Origin of the sequence: Frigoribacterium sp. ME-P-080 (assembly GCF_030209595.1) — a bacterium.
GTDB lineage: Bacteria > Actinomycetota > Actinomycetes > Actinomycetales > Microbacteriaceae > Frigoribacterium.
Genome location: NZ_JARVRR010000002.1, coordinates 214,733 through 231,384, shown reverse-complemented (window position 1 = coordinate 231,384; position 16,652 = coordinate 214,733). Strand labels below are relative to the sequence as shown.

At 72.8% G+C, this 16,652-nt stretch carries 11 protein-coding genes; 8 read left to right on the top strand and 3 right to left on the bottom strand.

Translation table 11 applies throughout. The features are described from left to right. Positions 1-106 precede the first annotated feature (106 nt). The gene (locus QRN23_RS02615) at positions 107-1,423 is read left to right on the top strand and encodes a hypothetical protein (protein WP_285062399.1); all 1,317 of its coding nucleotides are present in this window, start codon (positions 107-109) and stop codon (positions 1,421-1,423) included. Here the strand turns inward: QRN23_RS02615 and QRN23_RS02610 are convergent. Next, on the bottom strand, positions 1,371-2,933 hold the full coding sequence (locus tag QRN23_RS02610; RefSeq protein ID WP_192122955.1) for a glycosyltransferase family 39 protein: 1,563 nt from the start codon (positions 2,931-2,933) through the stop codon (positions 1,371-1,373). The two genes, QRN23_RS02615 and QRN23_RS02610, sit on opposite strands and share 53 nt — an antisense overlap. A gap of 165 nt (positions 2,934-3,098) precedes the next feature. Between QRN23_RS02610 and QRN23_RS02605 the strand changes: the two genes are divergently transcribed. The 3 genes from QRN23_RS02605 to QRN23_RS02595 all read left to right on the top strand — a co-directional run bounded on the left by QRN23_RS02605 (position 3,099) and on the right by QRN23_RS02595 (position 9,646). Then, positions 3,099-3,755 carry a hypothetical protein gene (locus tag QRN23_RS02605; RefSeq protein ID WP_200412374.1) on the top strand — a complete coding sequence of 219 codons (657 nt, stop codon included), beginning with the start codon at positions 3,099-3,101 and terminating at the stop codon, positions 3,753-3,755. A 114-nt stretch (positions 3,756-3,869) separates the two neighbouring features. After that, a complete protein-coding gene (locus QRN23_RS02600) occupies positions 3,870-8,585 on the top strand; it encodes a PKD domain-containing protein (protein ID WP_285062396.1) in 4,716 nt (1,571 codons plus the stop codon). After that, complete coding sequence (locus QRN23_RS02595) at positions 8,582-9,646, top strand: glycosyltransferase (RefSeq protein WP_056043492.1); 1,065 nt, start codon at positions 8,582-8,584, stop codon at positions 9,644-9,646. The genes QRN23_RS02600 and QRN23_RS02595 overlap by 4 nt, the downstream gene beginning before the upstream one ends. A gap of 2 nt (positions 9,647-9,648) precedes the next feature. Here the strand turns inward: QRN23_RS02595 and QRN23_RS02590 are convergent, their stop codons facing one another. Next, positions 9,649-10,650 carry a glycosyltransferase family 2 protein gene (locus tag QRN23_RS02590; RefSeq protein ID WP_236556826.1) on the bottom strand — a complete coding sequence of 334 codons (1,002 nt, stop codon included), beginning with the start codon at positions 10,648-10,650 and terminating at the stop codon, positions 9,649-9,651. A gap of 76 nt (positions 10,651-10,726) precedes the next feature. Between QRN23_RS02590 and QRN23_RS02585 the strand changes: the two genes are divergently transcribed. The 4 genes from QRN23_RS02585 (at position 10,727) to QRN23_RS02570 (ending at position 15,021) form a co-directional block, all read left to right on the top strand. Continuing rightward, a complete protein-coding gene (locus tag QRN23_RS02585; protein WP_285062392.1) occupies positions 10,727-11,668 on the top strand; it encodes a glycosyltransferase family 2 protein in 942 nt (313 codons plus the stop codon). Positions 11,669-11,712: 44 nt separating this feature from the next. Beyond that, a complete protein-coding gene (locus tag QRN23_RS02580; RefSeq protein ID WP_285062391.1) occupies positions 11,713-12,945 on the top strand; it encodes an ATP-binding protein in 1,233 nt (410 codons plus the stop codon). A gap of 97 nt (positions 12,946-13,042) precedes the next feature. Further along, positions 13,043-14,320 (top strand): sensor histidine kinase, encoded by a 1,278-nt coding sequence (locus QRN23_RS02575; RefSeq protein ID WP_285062389.1) that lies wholly within the window; start codon positions 13,043-13,045, stop codon positions 14,318-14,320. Beyond that, the gene (locus QRN23_RS02570; protein WP_285062387.1) at positions 14,317-15,021 is read left to right on the top strand and encodes a response regulator; all 705 of its coding nucleotides are present in this window, start codon (positions 14,317-14,319) and stop codon (positions 15,019-15,021) included. The genes QRN23_RS02575 and QRN23_RS02570 overlap by 4 nt, the downstream gene beginning before the upstream one ends. A 33-nt stretch (positions 15,022-15,054) precedes the next feature. Here QRN23_RS02570 and QRN23_RS02565 read toward each other — a convergent pair whose 3' ends face one another. Further along, positions 15,055-16,479 (bottom strand): MFS transporter, encoded by a 1,425-nt coding sequence (locus QRN23_RS02565; protein WP_159824975.1) that lies wholly within the window; start codon positions 16,477-16,479, stop codon positions 15,055-15,057. Positions 16,480-16,652 lie beyond the last annotated feature (173 nt).

The following is a 16,652-nucleotide window of genomic DNA, read 5'->3' as shown; positions in this document are numbered from 1 at the left end:
GGGGGCGTCAGCCCCCAACAAGGTGGCTCCCCCTCGGGTGTCGGCACTGTGGGGGACACCAGGACGGGGGTCGTCGAGGTCGCGGGCGTCGCCTAGAGTTCGTCCCATGACGCTGCTCCGAGCCGCCCCGTCGGCGCCGGCGGCCGGCCGTCCCGAGCGGTCCCGCGCCTCCCCCGGCGACGCGCGCGCCTGGGTCCGGGCGATCGCCGCCGCCGCGCTCGTCGTGCTCGGCATGCGCTTCACCCTGCCGCAGGGCATGCAGGCGGGTTTCGTCGTGGCCGCCCTGCTGCTGCCCGTGTGGTGGGGCTCGCTGCGGCGCCACCACTGGGGGGTCGCGTTCATGGTGGCGGGCCTCCTGGCCGTCGCGCTCGGGCTCTGGCTGGGCGTCGCCAACTCGGGGGACCACGTCTCGTCGTCGCCCTCGACGGTGCCGATGACGGTCATCCTCCTCGGGACCCTCCTCGGCGTCGGCCTCTTCTTGTGGGGAACGGAGGTCCTGACGCCCGAGCGGGCCGTCCTCTGGTTCGGCATCGGCTTGGCGTTGGGCTTCAGCACGGGCACACCGCTCTTCGCGAGCAACCCCTGGAAGTTCGGGTTCGCCCTGCCGGTGACGGTCATCGCCCTCGCCCTCGCCGCCCGGTACGGACGCCGGTGGGAACTGGCCGTCCTGCTCGCCCTGACGATCGTCGCCGCGCTCAGCGACTTCCGCTCGGCGTTCGGCCTGTTGCTCCTCGCGGCGTTGCTGGTCTTCGCCCAGCTGGCGATCGTCCGCCCGCACCGGCGCCCGTCGGCCGCCGCCGTCCTGATCGGGCTCGGCGTCCTCGGGGTCGTGGTCTTCCAGCTCGGTCAGGCCCTCATCCTCGACGGCTACCTCGGCCTCGCGACCCAGTCGCGCAGCGTGGAGCAGCTCAGGGTGTCGGGCTCCCTCATCCTGGGCGGGCGCCCCGAGCTCGCGGCCACCGCCGCCCTGATGGAGCACCACCCCTGGGGCTTCGGGGCCGGCGTCGTCCCGACGGCGGGCGACATCCAGATCGCCAAAGAGGGCATGAGCAGCATCGGGTACCAACCCGACAACGGCTACGTCGAGCGGTTCATGTTCGGCGGGCACTTCGAGCTGCACTCGGTCGTCGGCGACCTCTGGGCGCAGTCGGGCGTGGTCGGGCTCGTGCTGTCCGCCGTCGTCCTCGGCGTCCTCGGGGTCGGCGTCGTCCGTCGCATCGCGGACGGCACCGCCAGCGGCATCTTGCTCTACACCGCGGCGCAGAGCAGCTGGAACCTCTTCTTCGCGCCGTTCTACAGCGCGTTCCCGACCCTGGTCGTCGCCTTGGCCCTGGCATTCGTGCCGGTGGCCCGCGACGGGATCGACCGGTTCAGGGTCGGCGCCACTCCTCGACTGCCGTCATCCCGCCAGCCCACCGGCTGACGACCTCGAAGCCGGCGGTCTCGAGGACGACGTCGTCGGCGCGGGCCGTGGGCTCGTCGGCGGGCTCGACGACCCAGAGGCGGTCGACCGCGTCGAGCCTCGCCTCCGGCGAGCCGAGGGGCCAGGCCGTCCCCCGCAGGCTGTCCTGGTCGACGGGCCGGCTGCGGACCGTGACGTCGACGAGACCGTCGAAGGCATCCGGGTAGACGACGGCGACGTTGGACGTCGACCGCTCGACGACCCGAGGCGGATCGGCGTCGAGAGGCGCGAAGTAGACCCCGTCGCCGGGCCGCGCGCCCCGCTCGACCACCGCCGCCGCCTCGGACCAGTCGGTGCCGCTCTTCCCCGTGACCTGACGTTGCGACAGCCAGACCGGGACGCACAGGGCGACGATCACGGCGAGGGCGACCACCCGGGCGCCACGGTGGCGGAGTGCGGTCACGCCGACTCCGACCAGCGCCGCGCACGCCGGCGCCGCGAAGGTGAAGTAGCGGGGGTTGTAGAGCGGGCTCACCAGCAGGCTGTAGCCGACCACGACGGCGGTGGGCACGACGAGCACGGGGACGAGGACCCACAGCGGCCCGGCACGACGGCCGCGCACCCCGGCGACGATCGCAGCCGCCATCGCGATCCACCCCACGAGGGCCAGGGCCAGGGAGGCGAGCGCCCAGGGCTCGGTGGGCGACGCCGTCGAGTCCACGCGCGTGGGGGTCCCCCCGAGGAACCACTGGTTGACCACGATCCCCCGGGCGATCTGCACGAGACCCAGGTCGTTGTCGCCCAGTTGCCCCTGCTGACCGGCGGCCAGCAGCACCACCGGCGACGCCACGAGACCGCCCGCCGCGGCGGAGGCGAGCCAGGCCAGGCGGCGCCTCACCGGGACCCGACGCCAGGCGGCCACGGTCACGGCGTGGGCGACGGCCAGCAGGGCGACGTAGATGTTGAGGGCGGTGCCCACCCCGACGAGGGCGGCGTACCCGATCCACCGCGCCGCGCCTCCTCGGTTCAGCGCGACGACGAGCAGGACGGTCGCCCACACGGCCACGGCCGCGCTGGGCCCGAAGGAACGCGCCTCGATCCCCATCCAGGTGATGCGCGGCAGCACGACGGCGACCACCGCACCCGCGACGGCGGCGTCCCGGCGTCCGAGCACGACAAGCAGCCGGTGGACGCCGACGACGGCGACTCCGGCCGCGACCGCGCTCGGGAGGCGGAGAGCCACCGGGGAGGTCCCGGCGACGGTCGTCCAGACGTGCATCAGCAGGTAGTAGGCGGCGTGCACGGCGTCGATGCGTTGGACGAGGGCCCAGAGCTCGGGGAGGCTGCGGGTGGCCGCCGAGACCGTCGCGGCCTCGTCGGTCCACAGCGACACCGTCGACGAACCGACCAGCGCCACGGCGGTGCCGGCGAGACCCAGCGCCAGCGGGACGCCGATCGAGGAGGCGCGAGGTCGTCTCGAGGACGCCGTGGACCCGGCCGGGCGGGTCGTCGTCGGGGTGGTGGTCGTCATGGCCGTCCTCGTGCGTGCCGACCGCGAGCCCTCGCCTCGTGGACGAGGGAGAGGGCGACCGGACCGACGGGTCGGGTGCGGGTGGCCCGGAGTGCTGGCATGCTAGCAGCGGCCCTGGACCCCACCGGCGTCCGGCGGGACGGGCCACCCGACCGAGGAGCCACCATGTCGTCAGACGACCAGACGCCCGACCCCACACCGACGAGGTCCCGTCGGCGCCTGGTGATCGCGCTGGCCGCCGTCGCCGTGGCGCTCGCCCTCGTCGTCGCCTTCGTGGTCGTGCCCGCCGTCTCGGGCGGCGACGCCGACGAGCCCGGCGCCGCCGGACCGGGGTCGGGCTCGAGCTCGCCGACGACCGGCGAGTCGTCGGACGACGGGACGACGGCCCCGACCGACACCGTGCCTCCCGCCGCGGGGCCGGACACACCCGAGGCACCACCCGTGGGCCTCGACGAGTCGCCCGCCGTCGTGGACGGGGTGACGGTCCGGGTGAAAAGCCTCGACGCGGTCGACGGCGAGGCCGCGCTGCCCGGTGAGGTGACCGGCCCGGCCGTCCGTGCCGAACTCGAGGTGTACAACTCGTCGGCTGCTCCCGTGGACCTCTCGACCGTCGTGGTCAACCTGGCCTACGGTGCCGACCGCACACCCGCGAACACGTTCTCGACCGGGACTTCTTCGTTCCCGGCGAGCGTGGCCGCGGGCGCCACGGCCGACGGCGTCTACGTCTTCGCCGTGCCCGTCGACGGGCATTCCGACCTCCGCCTGACCTTCGACTACGCCGTCGACGTGCCGGTCGTCGTCTTCGAGGGATCGACCTCGTAATACCCCTGTACCCACAACGGGGGCCATTGTCCCCCCTTGGGGGGACCTTATAGTCGTCAAGCCATCGGTACCCGAATGCCGATGACGCCTACCCGACCCGAATGAGGCTCCCCCATGGGAAGAACCGTCTCGTCGCGCCTTCGTCTCCCCGCGATCGTCGCTGCGTCCGCCGTGCTGTTGTCCGTCCTGGTCGGAGTCCAGCCCGCTGCGGCCGACTCCGCCCCCCTCGACCCGACGTCGCCGTCGACGCCGGCGACCGTCACGGCCGACGCGCTCCCCGCACCCCAGATCGACGGGTCCGTCTTCACGCAGGTGATCGTGGGCAATACCGTCTACGCCGCGGGCAAGTTCACGAAGGCCCGCCCGGCGGGCTCGGCAGCGGGCGTCGACGAGGTCCCCCGCAGCTACCTGCTCGCGTACGACATCACCACGGGAGCGCTCTCGACGACGTTCGCGCCGGTGATCGACGGGCAGGTCAAGGCCCTCGCCGCGTCCCCCGACGGCAAACGTCTCTACATCGGCGGCGCCTTCACGAAGGTCAACGGCGTCAACAAGTACCGCCTCGCGGCCCTCGACCCGACCACCGGCGCCCTCGTCACCAGCTGGAACCCCGGCACGAACGCCACGGTGAACGCGATCGCCGCCGTGGGCCCCAACGTCTACATCGCCGGCGTCTTCTCGAGCATCGGCAAGGACACGCGCGCCAAGGCGGCCGCGGTCACCGCCTCGAACGGCACGAACCTCCCGTGGGCTCCGCAGATCGCCGGCGGTGACGTGCTCGGCCTCGTCGCCAGCCCCGACGGCTCGAAGATCGTCCTCGGCGGTTCGTTCAGCTCGGTGAACGGCTCGTCGCAGCCCGGGTACGGTCTCGCCATGGTCGACGCGACCTCGGCGGCCAACCTGCCCGTCCAGGCCAACGACGTCGTCCGCAACGGTGGCGGCCAGGCGGCCATCTACAGCTTGAGCGCCACGGCCAACGGCTTCTACGGGTCGGGCTACACGTTCGGCGGCGGCGGTCGACTCGAAGGCGCCTTCAAGGCGACCTGGAACGGCGACCTCCAGTGGGTCGAGGACTGCCACGGTGACACCTACTCGGTCGCGGCCAACAGCACCGCCGTCTACGTCGCCGGCCACCCGCACTACTGCGGCAACATCGGCGGACAGCCGCAGACCAACCCCTGGACCTTCCAGCGCGCCATGGCGTTCAGCGACTCGGCCACGCAGACCATCACCAACGACCCGATGGGTTACTACAACTTCGCCGGCACTCCCGCCCCCAGCATCCTGAACTGGTTCCCCGACTTCGCCACCGGCACCTACACCGGCCTGAGCCAGGGCCCGTGGAGCGTCGCCGCCAACGACAAGTACGTGGTCTACGGCGGGGAGTTCCCGTCCGTCAACGGCAAGGCGCAGAACGGCCTCGTGCGCTTCGCGGTGTCGAGCATCGCCCCGAACAAGACGGGCCCCGAGGCCTCCGGCGCCCTCTTCACCCCGAGCCTGGTCTCGCTGTCGTCCGGCACGGTCCGGGTCAGCTGGCAGTCCAACTGGGACAAGGACAACGCGAACCTGAGCTACGCCGTCTACCGCGACGGTGACCTCACCAACCCCGTGTACACGACGACCTCCGCCTCGACCTTCTGGAAGCGTCCCGCCCTCGGCTTCGTCGACAAGGACCTCGCGCCCGGCAGCACGCACAGCTACCGCATCCGGGCCACCGACCCGCTCGGCAACACCGTGCTGGGCGACGGCGTGGACGTCACCGTGACCGCCGACAAGGCCTCGCCCTACGTCAAGCAGGTCGCCGCCGACGGAGCCACCTCGCTCTGGCGCCTCGGCGAGAAGAGCGGCTCGACCGTCTACGACTGGGTCGGCTACGACGACCAGCAGGCCCAGGCCGGCGTGACCCGCGGCACCACCGGTCAGACCACGTCCGACTCCGACGGCGCCAGCACCTTCTCCGGAACCGACACGGGCCTCTCGTCCACGACCTCGGCCATCGCCGGCCCGCAGACCTTCTCGGTCGAGGCCTGGTTCCGCACGACGTCGACCACCGGTGGCAAGATCGTCGGCTTCGGCAGCAACCGCACCGGCGCCTCGAACTCGTACGACCGGCACCTCTACATGGACCCCCGGGGCCGTGTGTCCTTCGGCGTCTACCCGGGTTCGTCCCGCATCATCACCAGCCCGACCGCCCTCAACGACGGTGAGTGGCACCAGGTCGTGGGCACGCTGAGCTCGGCCGGCCAGTCGTTCTTCGTGGACGGCAAGAAGGTCGCGACCGACGCCGGCACGACGGGTGGCCAGGACTACACGGGCTACTGGCGCATCGGCGGTGACAACAACTGGGACGGCGCCCCGTACTTCCAGGGCGACATCGACGACGTCTCCGTGTACCCGGCCGCCCTGAGCGCCAAGCAGGTCGACGGCCAGTGGGTCGCCTCGGGCCGCACGAGCAAGCTGCCCAAGGCCCCGGCCGATGCCTACGGCGCCCGGGTGTTCCAGGACGACCCCGAGGCGTACTTCCGCCTCGACGGGGACGCCTCCACCGTCTCGGCCGACTCGTCGCCCGTCGGCACCAACGGCGTCGTCAGCGGTGGCGTGACCACGGGCGGCACGTCCGCCGTCGGCGGTTCCGGCCAGTCGGCCACGTTCAACGGCCAGGACGCCGGCGTCGCGACCACCACCTCGTACGACACCCCGAACAACTACACGCTCGAGACCTGGTTCAACACGACGACGACCTCGGGCGGCAAGCTGATCGGCTTCGGCAACCAGCAGACCGGCTACAGCGGCAACTACGACCGCCACGTGTACATGGAGCAGGACGGTCGCCTGCAGTTCGGCAACTGGACCGGTCGGATGAACCTCGCGAGCAGCACGGCGAGCTACAACGACGGCCGTTGGCACCACGTGGTCGCCACGCAGGGCTCGGACGGCATGAAGCTCTACGTCGACGGCGCCCAGGTCGGGTCGAACCCGACCACGGCCTCGGACGGCTACCGCGGGTTCTGGCGCCTCGGCGGCGACAGCTCGTGGAACTCGGGTTCGGGCTACTGGGCCGGGAGCCTCGACGAGGCCGCGGTCTACGCCCGCCCCCTCGACGCCACCACGGTCGCGCAGCACTACGCGCTCGGTGCGAACAAGCCGAACGCCGCGCCCACGGCGGCCTTCACCTCGACGCCCACCGGTCTCGGCGTCGCGTTCGACGGCCGCACCTCGGTCGACCGCGACGGGACGATCGCCTCGTACGGCTGGGACTTCGGCGACGGGAGCGCCCCGGCCAGCGGCGCCACCCCCTCGCACACCTACGCCGCGGGGGGCACCTACACCGTCACCCTCACCGTGACGGACGACCAGGGAGCCGTCGGCACGTCGACCGCCACCGTCACCGTGACGGCGCCCCGGGTGAACGCGGCACCGACCGCCTCGTTCACCTCGGTGGTCGACCACCTGGCCGTCGCCGTGGACGCGAGCACCTCGACCGACTCCGACGGGACCGTCGCGTCGTACCGCTGGGACTTCGGTGACGGCACCGTGGCCGCGACGGGCCCGACCGCGAACCACACGTACGCCGCTGCCGGCACCTACACGGTGACGCTCGTCGTGACGGACTCCGAGGGTGCCACCGGCACCTCGACGGGGACGGTCACGGTCGCCCCGGCTCCCCCGGTGAACATGGCCCCGACGGCCTCGTTCACGAGCGCCGCCACGGGATTGGCCGTCTCGACCGACGCCACCGCGTCGACCGACCCCGACGGCACCGTCGCGGCCTACGCCTGGACGTTCGGTGACGGAGGCACGGCCACGGGCAGGACGGCCGCGCACACCTACGCGGCGGCCGGCACCTACACGGTGACCCTCACCGTGACCGACGACAAGGGCGCCACGGGCACCTCGACCGGCAGCGTGACCGTCGCGCCGATCCCGAACGCTGCTCCGACGGCCTCGTTCACGACGTCGGCCAAGGCCCTCTCGGTCTCGACCGACGGACGCGCCTCGACCGACTCCGACGGCACCGTCACGGCGTACGCCTGGGACTTCGGCGACGGAGGCACGGCGACCGGCAGCACGGCGGCCCACGACTACGCCGTCGGCGGCACCTACACCGTGACCCTCACGGTGACCGACGACAAGGGAGCCACCGCGACCCGCACCTCCACGGTGACGGTCACCGCGCCTCCCGTGGTCACGGCCGCGGTCAAGGACGGCTTCGGACGCTCGGTGACGGGCGGCTGGGGCACGGCGGAGGTCGGCGGCACCTGGGCCCGCACCGGCAGCGCGTCGCAGTACGCGGTGACCGGCGGGGTCGGCACGCAGTTCCTCGGGGCAGCGGGCTACAACACCTCGATGGCACTCACCGGCGTCAGCACGACCGACGCCGACCTGCGCACCAGCGTGAGCCTCGACAAGGCGGCCACCGGTGGCGGCACCTTCGTCTACGTGACCGGCCGCAAGGTGGCGACGAACTCGGAGTATCGTGCGACCCTGCGCTACCGCTCCGACGGACGCGCCGTCGTCGCCCTGACCGCCTTCAAGGGATCGGCCTCCGGCGTGAACCTGGTGGGCGAGACGCTCGTGCCCGGCACGATCGTCCCCGGCGCGAAGCTCAACGTCCGACTCGAGGTGAGCGGCTCGGGCACGACGACGATCCGCGCCAAGGTCTGGGCGGACGGCACCGCGGAGCCCACGGCCTGGACGGTGTCGACCACCGACACCTTCGCCGGCCTGCAGGCACCCGGCTGGGTCGCCCTCGGCGCCTACACCTCGGGAAGCACCACCAACGCCCCCCAGACGGTCTCGTTCGACGACCTGAGCGTCTTCAAGCCGTGACCGACGCCGCCCCGGAGCACGCGAGCAGGCTCGTCGTCCAGCAGTCGTTCCCGCGACCGCGACCGACGACGAACCCCTACCTCGTGATGCTCCGGGACGCCGTCGGCGCGGTGCCCGGGGTGGAGGTGCGCACCTTCGACTGGAAGGGCGCCCTCCTGGGCCGCTACGACGTCTTCCACGTGCACTGGCCCGAGATCCTCGTCTCGGGGCAGAGCCCGCTCAAGGCGCTCGTGCGTCAGGCGTTGACCGTCGCCCTGGTGACGAAGCTGCGGCTGACGCGCACCCCGATCGTCCGCACCGAGCACAACCTCGAGCTGCCGAGCGGCATCTCCCGGCGCGAGCGCGTCCTGTTGCGCTGGATCGAGCGACGCACCGCGCTCTGGGTGCGGCTGAACGACGAGACGCCCGAGCACGCCGACGCACTCGGCGCGCTCATCCCCCACGGCCACTACGTCGACTGGTTCGCCCGCTGGCCGTGGCCGTCGCGCGAGGCAGGCCGGGTGTCGTACTTCGGCTTCATCCGCCGCTACAAGGGGGTCGACGGCCTCGTCCGGGCCTTCCGAGGCGTCCGGGGCGACGACCGGAGGCTGCACGCCGCCGGCAAGCCCTCGACGCCCGAGCTCGCCCACGGGCTCGAGCAGCTCGCGGCCGACGATCCCCGGGTCAGCCTCGACCTGCGTTTCCTCGACGACGAGGACCTCATCGACGTGGTGCGCCGGGCCGAGCTGGTCGTGCTGCCCTACCGCGAGATGCACAACTCGGGCGGGGTGCTGACGGCGTTGTCGCTCGGCCGGCCCGTGCTCGTGCCCGCCAACGAGGTCAACGCCCGCCTGGCCGACGAGGTCGGAGCCGACTGGGTCCGGCAGTACGCCGACGAACTCGGTCCCGACGACGTCGAGCACGCGCTCGACGCGGCCTCGCGGCTCGACGACGACGCGCGCCCCGACCTGTCGGCCCGCGACTGGGACCGCGCCGGCGAGGCACACGTCGCGGCCTACCGTCGGGCGATCGCCGCGACCCGTGGTCGACGTGCCGTCGGCGGACGCCGGGCGCGCCCGTGAGCTCAGCCGTCGACGCGGCCGTACTCCCGGTACCCCGCGCCCCACGCGCCCGCCACCATGCCGGCGCCCCGGGCCATCGTCCGGATGCCGCGAGCCCGCTGCCCCAGCGACCGTCGACCGAGGGGGCGGGTCACCGTGCCGACCGCGTACCGGCCCAGCCCGCCGACGACGCGCACGCCGCCCTTGGCCGACAGCCGGAGGCGCGTGGACAGTCGCGAGGCCCCTCGCGCGGACAGCATCACCGAGGTGAGGCTCCAACCGTTGCCGCTGCTGTAGGCACGCTGCACGACCCATCGCCGCGTGACGCGGTGGGCGGGGACGACGTCCGTGACGACCGCCTCGGCGCACCACAGGATCGTGCCGCCACCGGCGACCAGGCTGCGGGTGAAGAGGGTGTCCTCGCCACCGAGCTGGCCGAGGGCCACGTCGAAGGCCAGGCCCTGGCGACGCACCTCGACGAGGTCGAGCAGCAGGTTGTTGGTGGCGGCGACGTCGACGGGCGTGCCGGTCGCGAGTCGGCGTCGCACGAAGAAGCGTCCCTCGACGATGAAGGGCTCGGGCTCGACCTCGTACTCGCTGCGCACGGGACCGACGACGGCCGCGGCACCCGTCTCGGCCTGCAGGGAGACCAGGGCGCCCAGCCACCCGTCGGACGGCCGCTCGTCGTCGTCGATGAAGACCAGCACGTCGCCGTCGCCGCTCTCGGCGAGCGCACGGTTGCGGGCCGAGGCGATGCCCGGCGTGGCCTCGACGACGTAGTCGACCGTCACGGGTCCGGCACCGTCGCCCGGGTCGGCCGCCGCGAGCGCCACCTCCTCGACGCGTCCACGGCCCGACCCGCTCGCGTCGTTGTCGACGACGAGCACGCGCGCCTCGACGCCGAGTCCGCGGACGCTGCGGGCCTGCTCGACGAGCAGCGGCAGCACCGCGTCGAGATCGCGCGGCCGGCGGAAGGTCAGCACGGCGATGGTCAGGAGGCGCGGCGTGGTCGGGTCGGTCGTCACGGCCCCCAGCATGTCAGGTCGGTGAGGGGCGACGGGCCCTGCACCGCGCCTCCTGCGGGTGGACGGGGGACGAACCGTGGGTGAGTCGCTCGCCGGCCTCTCGGTGGTCGTCGTCAACTACGGTTCGACCGACCTGCTGCGCCAGAACCTCGCGCCCGTCTCACGGGCGACGGAGGGCCTCGTCGTGGTCGTCGTCGACAACTGGTCGGGAGCGGCCGAGCGCGCCCGCGTGAGCGAGCTCGCTGCGGCCGAGGGCTGGCACCTCGTCGCGCCCGACGGCAACGAGGGCTTCGGCACCGGCGTCAACCTCGGCGTCGCCCGGGCCCGTGAGGCCGGGGCGCGTCACCACGTGCTGCTCAACCCGGACGCCGTCGCGGACGCGGGAGCCCTCGCCGCCCTGCACCGCGCCTCCTCGTCCGACCCGCTGACGATGAGCGCGCCGACCGTGCTGCGCCCCGACGGCAGCGTCTGGTCGGCGGGCAGCGACCTGTACCTCGACGACGGCCGCATCCGCTCGCGGCGACGACGGCTGCCCGGCGCCCGCGTCGAGGAGTGGCTGAGCGGCGCCTGCCTCGTGCTGAGCGACGACCTCTGGCAGCGCTGCGGCGGCTTCGACGACGACTACTTCCTGTACTGGGAGGACGTCGACCTGTCGCGTCGCGTCGTCGGTTCGGGAGGCGCGCTGCGGCTGCTCGACGACGTCACCGTCGTCCACGCCGAGGGCGGCACGCAGACCGACGGCGGGGCCGACCGGTCGGGGCAGGCGAAATCGGCGGGGTACTACCGGTACAACATCCGCAACCGGCTGCTGTTCGCCGCGAAGCACCTCGGCGACGACGACGTCCGCCGGTGGCGCCGACTGACCCCCCGCATCGCGTGGGAGGTGCTGCTGCAGGGCGGGCGGCGCCAGTTCGTCCGGTCACCGGGCACGCTGCTCGTCGGACTGCGGGCCGTCCTCGAGGGGCGACGGATCGTGGCGACCGAGCTGCGTCGACGACGAGCCCGAGAGAGGGTCTGATAAATTTATCAACGGTCGACCCGGGCTCTGATAAATTTATCACCGTGCGATCTCCCCTCACCAACCCGTTCCAGGCGGGCTCCGACGTCGTCCCCGACGTCTGGGCCGGCCGAACCGAGCAGCTGAGCGACTGGCACCAGGTCCTGCGACCCCGACGACGTGCGGGTCTGTACGAGACCGGACGGACGATCCTCGGCGAACCGGGCACCGGCAAGTCGAGCCTCGTCCGACGCATCGCCCGCGACGCCGCCGAGGCCGGCGACTGGGTCACGCCTCAGCTGCGCATGCCCACCGGGGCCGATCCGCTCAAGATCATCGCCTCCGCCGTCCTGCGTCTGGCCGACGGCGCCGGGCTCCGTGCCTCGACCCGTCGGGGCGTGCTGGACCTGCTCGCCAGGGTCGAGCAGGTGGCCGTGACCGGCTTCTCGGTGACGACGCGCGGCGCCGACGGCCCCGAGCCGTTCACGGCGCTCTTCGAACTCCTCGTCGAACTCGGGCAGGCGGCGATCGAGCAGGACGCCGTCGTCGTGATCCACGTCGACGAGGTGCAGAACATCGGCGACGAGGCCGCCCTCTCGCAGCTCCTCATCGCGCTCGGCGACACCCTCTCGCACGAGGTCGAGGTCGCCGTCCCCGGTGGAGGCACCGTGTCCCGGCACCTGCCCGTCGCCGTCTACCTGACCGGCCTCCCCGACTTCGAGGACATGGCGGGTGCCCGCAAGGGGGCGACCTTCGCCCGGCGGTTCCGGACCACCACGCTGGGCCCCCTCGACGAGGGCGACATCCTCGAGGCACTCCAGCCGTTCGTGATCGCCGGCTGGGAGACCCCGGGCGAACACGGCGTCGTCGAGACCGTCCGCATGGACCCCGCGGCGGCCAGGGCCATCGCGGCCCTCAGCTGCGGAGAGCCCTTCCTGTTCCAGCTCGCCGGGCAGCGGGCGTGGAACCTCGGGACGGCACCCGTCGTGTCCGAGGACGACGTCGTGGCGGGCTGGCGCGGAGCCGAGGGCGAAGCGTCGGCCCACGTCGAGCGCATCCTGAACCGCCTCCCCCCACGAGAGCACGAGTTCCTCCGGGCGATGGCGTCGCTGCCCCCGGCAGAGCGCACCCTGAACGCCATCGCCGAGGCGATGGGCCTGGCCTCGGGCGCCCAGCTCGGGCCCACGTCGCAACGGCTCGACACGGTGCGCGGGGTGGTGAGCCGGGGCAAGCCGTACGCGTTCCGCAACCGTGCCGTCGAGGCGTACCTGACGACGGACTGGCCCCGGACCGCCTGAGCCCGACCAGGAGTCGCACCCCGGTGGGGGTCGGTGCCACCACGATCTCCGACCATCGGTCGATCCCCGGTGGCTGGGCGCTTCCTAAGCTCGACCCATGAGCACAGCCACCGCACGACCCGAGACCGCGACACCGGCGAGCGCCGACGGCGAGGGGTCGGCGGGTGGTGCCGGGCCGTCGCGCGCCCGCCGGCTCTGGGCGGGCTCGTGGCGCCTCGCCGTCGCCGTCCTCGTCGGGCTGGTCTCCTTCGCCGTGGTCTGGCCGTCGACGGACGTGAGCGGCTGGAGCGACGCCCGGTTCGGGGCCTCCCTGGTCGGAGACGTGCTCGCCGGGCTGACCGCCCTCGCCCTCGTCCCCTTCCGCCACCGGGCACCGCTCGTCGTCGGCCTCGTGGTCCTCGCCCTGGGATCGTTCTCGACGCTCGCGGTCGGGGCCGCCGTCCTGGTCGTCGTGTCGCTGGCCACGCGCCGACGGCCCGGCGAGATCGTGGCCGCCGGTGTCGTGTTCGTCGCGGCCACGGTGGTCGCGGAACTCCTCGTGTTCCGCTCGTGGGAGGACGGGTGGTCCGCCGGGTGGGCGGCGGTCGCCCTGGCCGTCGTCGCCCTCGCCTACGCTCTCCTCGCTCTCGTCGGGGTGGTCGTCGGCTCCCGACGCGCCCTGATCGCCTCGCTGCGCGAACGGGCCCTCCTCGTCGAACGCGACCAGGTGCTCCGCGAGGAGCGGGCCCGCGACGGAGAGCGGGCACACCTGGCCCGCGAGATGCACGACCTCCTCGGCCACCGGCTATCCCTCGTCGCCCTCCACGCCGGGGCGCTCGAGTACCGGGGCCGCGACCTCGACCCCGACGAGACCGTCGCCGCCGCGGCCGTCGTCCGGGCCGAGGCCCACTCGGCCCTCTCCGACCTGCGGGACGTGCTGGGGGTGCTGCGCGACCCGGAGGCGGGCGGAGCTTCCGAGGTCACGGTCACCGCGCCTCCTCAACCCACGCTGCGCGAGCTCGACGCCCTGGTCGAGGAGGCGCGGGAGGCCGGTTCACCGGTCACGTCGGTGATCGACGACGCGGCCCGCTCGGCCGAGGTGCCGACCGCCGTCGGACGGCACGCCTACCGCATCGTCCAGGAAGCCCTCACGAACGCCCGACGTCACGCTCCCGGGCAGCCGGTCCGGGTGACGGTGTCGGTCGAGGCGGCTCCGACGGACGTCGTCCGCATCCGCGTGACGAACCCGGCGCCCCACGGGCCGTCCGACGCCGCGAGGGACGGCCACGGCCTCGCCGGGCTGGCCGAACGCGCCCGCCTGGTGGGCGGTCGGTTCCGGGCCGGCCCCGACGGGGACGACTTCGTCGTCGAGGCCGACCTGCCGTGGACGCGATGACCGTCGTGCGTCCGGTGCGGGTCGTCGTGGTCGACGACGACGCCCTGGTGCGGTCGGGGCTGCGCCTCATCCTGGGCGGGCACACGGACGTCGACGTCGTGGGCGAGGCCGTGGACGGGCTCGACGCCGAGGACGTCATCGACCGCACGGAACCGGACGTCGTGTTGATGGACATCCGCATGCCGCGCTGCGACGGGCTCGAGGCGACCGAGCGTGAACTGGTCCGACGGCCCGACCTGCGGGTGATCGTGCTGACGACCTTCGAGGCAGACGACCTCGTGCTGGGGGCCCTCCAGCGCGGCGCCCGCGGGTTCCTCGTGAAGGACACCCCTCCGCACGAACTCGTCGAGGCCGTCCTCGCCGTCGCGCGGGGGCGATCGATCCTCTCGCCGAGCGTGCTCGACCGCGTCATCGCCGCCGCCACCCGGACCACCTCGGCGGACGAGGCGGGCTCGGCCGCCGACGCCCGCGCCCGGCTGGCCCTGCTGACCGACCGCGAGAGGGAGGTGGCCGTCGCGGTGGCCGAGGGGGCGTCGAACGCCGAGATCGCCGCCGACCTCTTCGTCAGCGTCGCGACCGTGAAGACCCACGTCGGCCACGCGTACGACAAGCTCGACGTCGGCAACCGCGTGCAGCTGGCGCTCGTCGTCCGGGCGGCCCGACCCGACGCCACGCAGCCCGTGTCCACCACGACCGCGTGACGACGGCCGGGCCGGCCGCCCGGAGCGACGGGATCACCGTGCCGTCGGTGACTGCGCCTCGCGGGCGCGCTTCCTCGCGTTCAGGGCCCGCTCGTCGCGTCCGACGATCGCGAGCAGGACGATCGCGAGCACGACGCAGACGAGGATGAGCACGAAGGTGACGTCCCAGCCGAACGCGTGCACGGCCAGGCCGATGCCGGTGGAGGCGAGCGTGGCGCCGAGCACGTAACCGAAGAGGCCGGTGAACCCTGCCGCGGTGCCGGCGACCGATCGCGGGCTGAGGTCGAGGGCCTGCAGGCCGATCAGCATGACCGGGCCGTAGATCAGGCCACCGATGGCGACGAGCATGGCGAGCGAGATCCACAGGGGGCCCTCGACCGGCGAAAGCCAGTAGACCGCGACGGCGACTCCGACGGCGCTCATGAAGAGGATGCCCGTCGGCGACCGGCGGCCCCGGAACACCTTGTCGCTGATGTAGCCGCAGAGCAGCGTGCCGGGGATGCCCGCCAGCTCGAACAGCGAGAACCCGGCGATGCCCTCGCCGAGGCTCGCGCCGCGGACCTCGGACAGGTACACGGGCGCCCAGACGAGCACGCCGTAGCGGAGCGTGTAGACGAAGACGTTGGCCAGCGCCAGGTTCACCATGGTGCGGTTCGTCAGCACGTATCGACGGATGGTGGTCCAGGTGGAGGCACCCTCGTCCGCGGCGTCGGCCTCGACGGGGGCCGGGTCGTTCCGGTACTCCTCGATGGGCGGGAGCCCTTCGGACTCCGGGGTGTCGCGCAGGAGCACGAGCGCCACGACGGCGATCACGAGGCAGACGATCGCGGGGAACCAGAACACGCTCTGCCAGGTGCCGAACGAGGCGAGGGCGACACCTGCGAGGCCACCGGCACCCGCGCCTCCCACGTTGTGGGCGACGTTCCAGATCGCGGTCTTCCCACCACGTTCGGACGTCGAGAACCAGTGCACCAGGGTGCGGCCGCTGGGCGGCCAGCCCATGCCCTGGAAGAACCCGTTGACGATCATCACGACGGCGAAGAGGGCCACCGAGGCGCCCACCGCCGGCACGAAGGCGATGACGAGGTTGGCGAGGGCCGACAACGCCAGGCCGATGGGCAGGAAGAACCGTGCGCTGCTCCTGTCGCTCACGATGGCGCTCAGGAACTTGCTGAACCCGTAAGCCAGCAGGACGCCGTTCGTGATGACGCCGAGGCCGAGCGTGCTGAAGCCGTTCTCGTCCTTGAGGATGGTCGACACCAACGGCACGTTGTTGCGGATGAGGTAGTAGGCGGCGTACCCGATGAAGATCCCGATGAAGACCTGCAGACGGAGGCGCGGGTAGCGACGGGCGACGCTCGCGTCGTCGAGCCGGGGTGCGGGCGGTGGAGCAGCGAGGAAGGCGGTCAGGCCTCGGCGGGACGGTGTCTCGGTGGGGGTGCGGTGTTCGGTCGTCATCTCGGCCTTCCTGAGCCACGGCGGTGTGGGCGAACTCATAGCCGATCACAAGGTTGCAGTTCATGCAAATGACAGCCGCCGTTCACCGTCGGGGGGTTGACAGATGAGCCCACCGCCTCGTGCTGCTCGGCCGCGTCGAGAGCCGGCCCGCCGGCTGAGATCGAGGTCGAGGC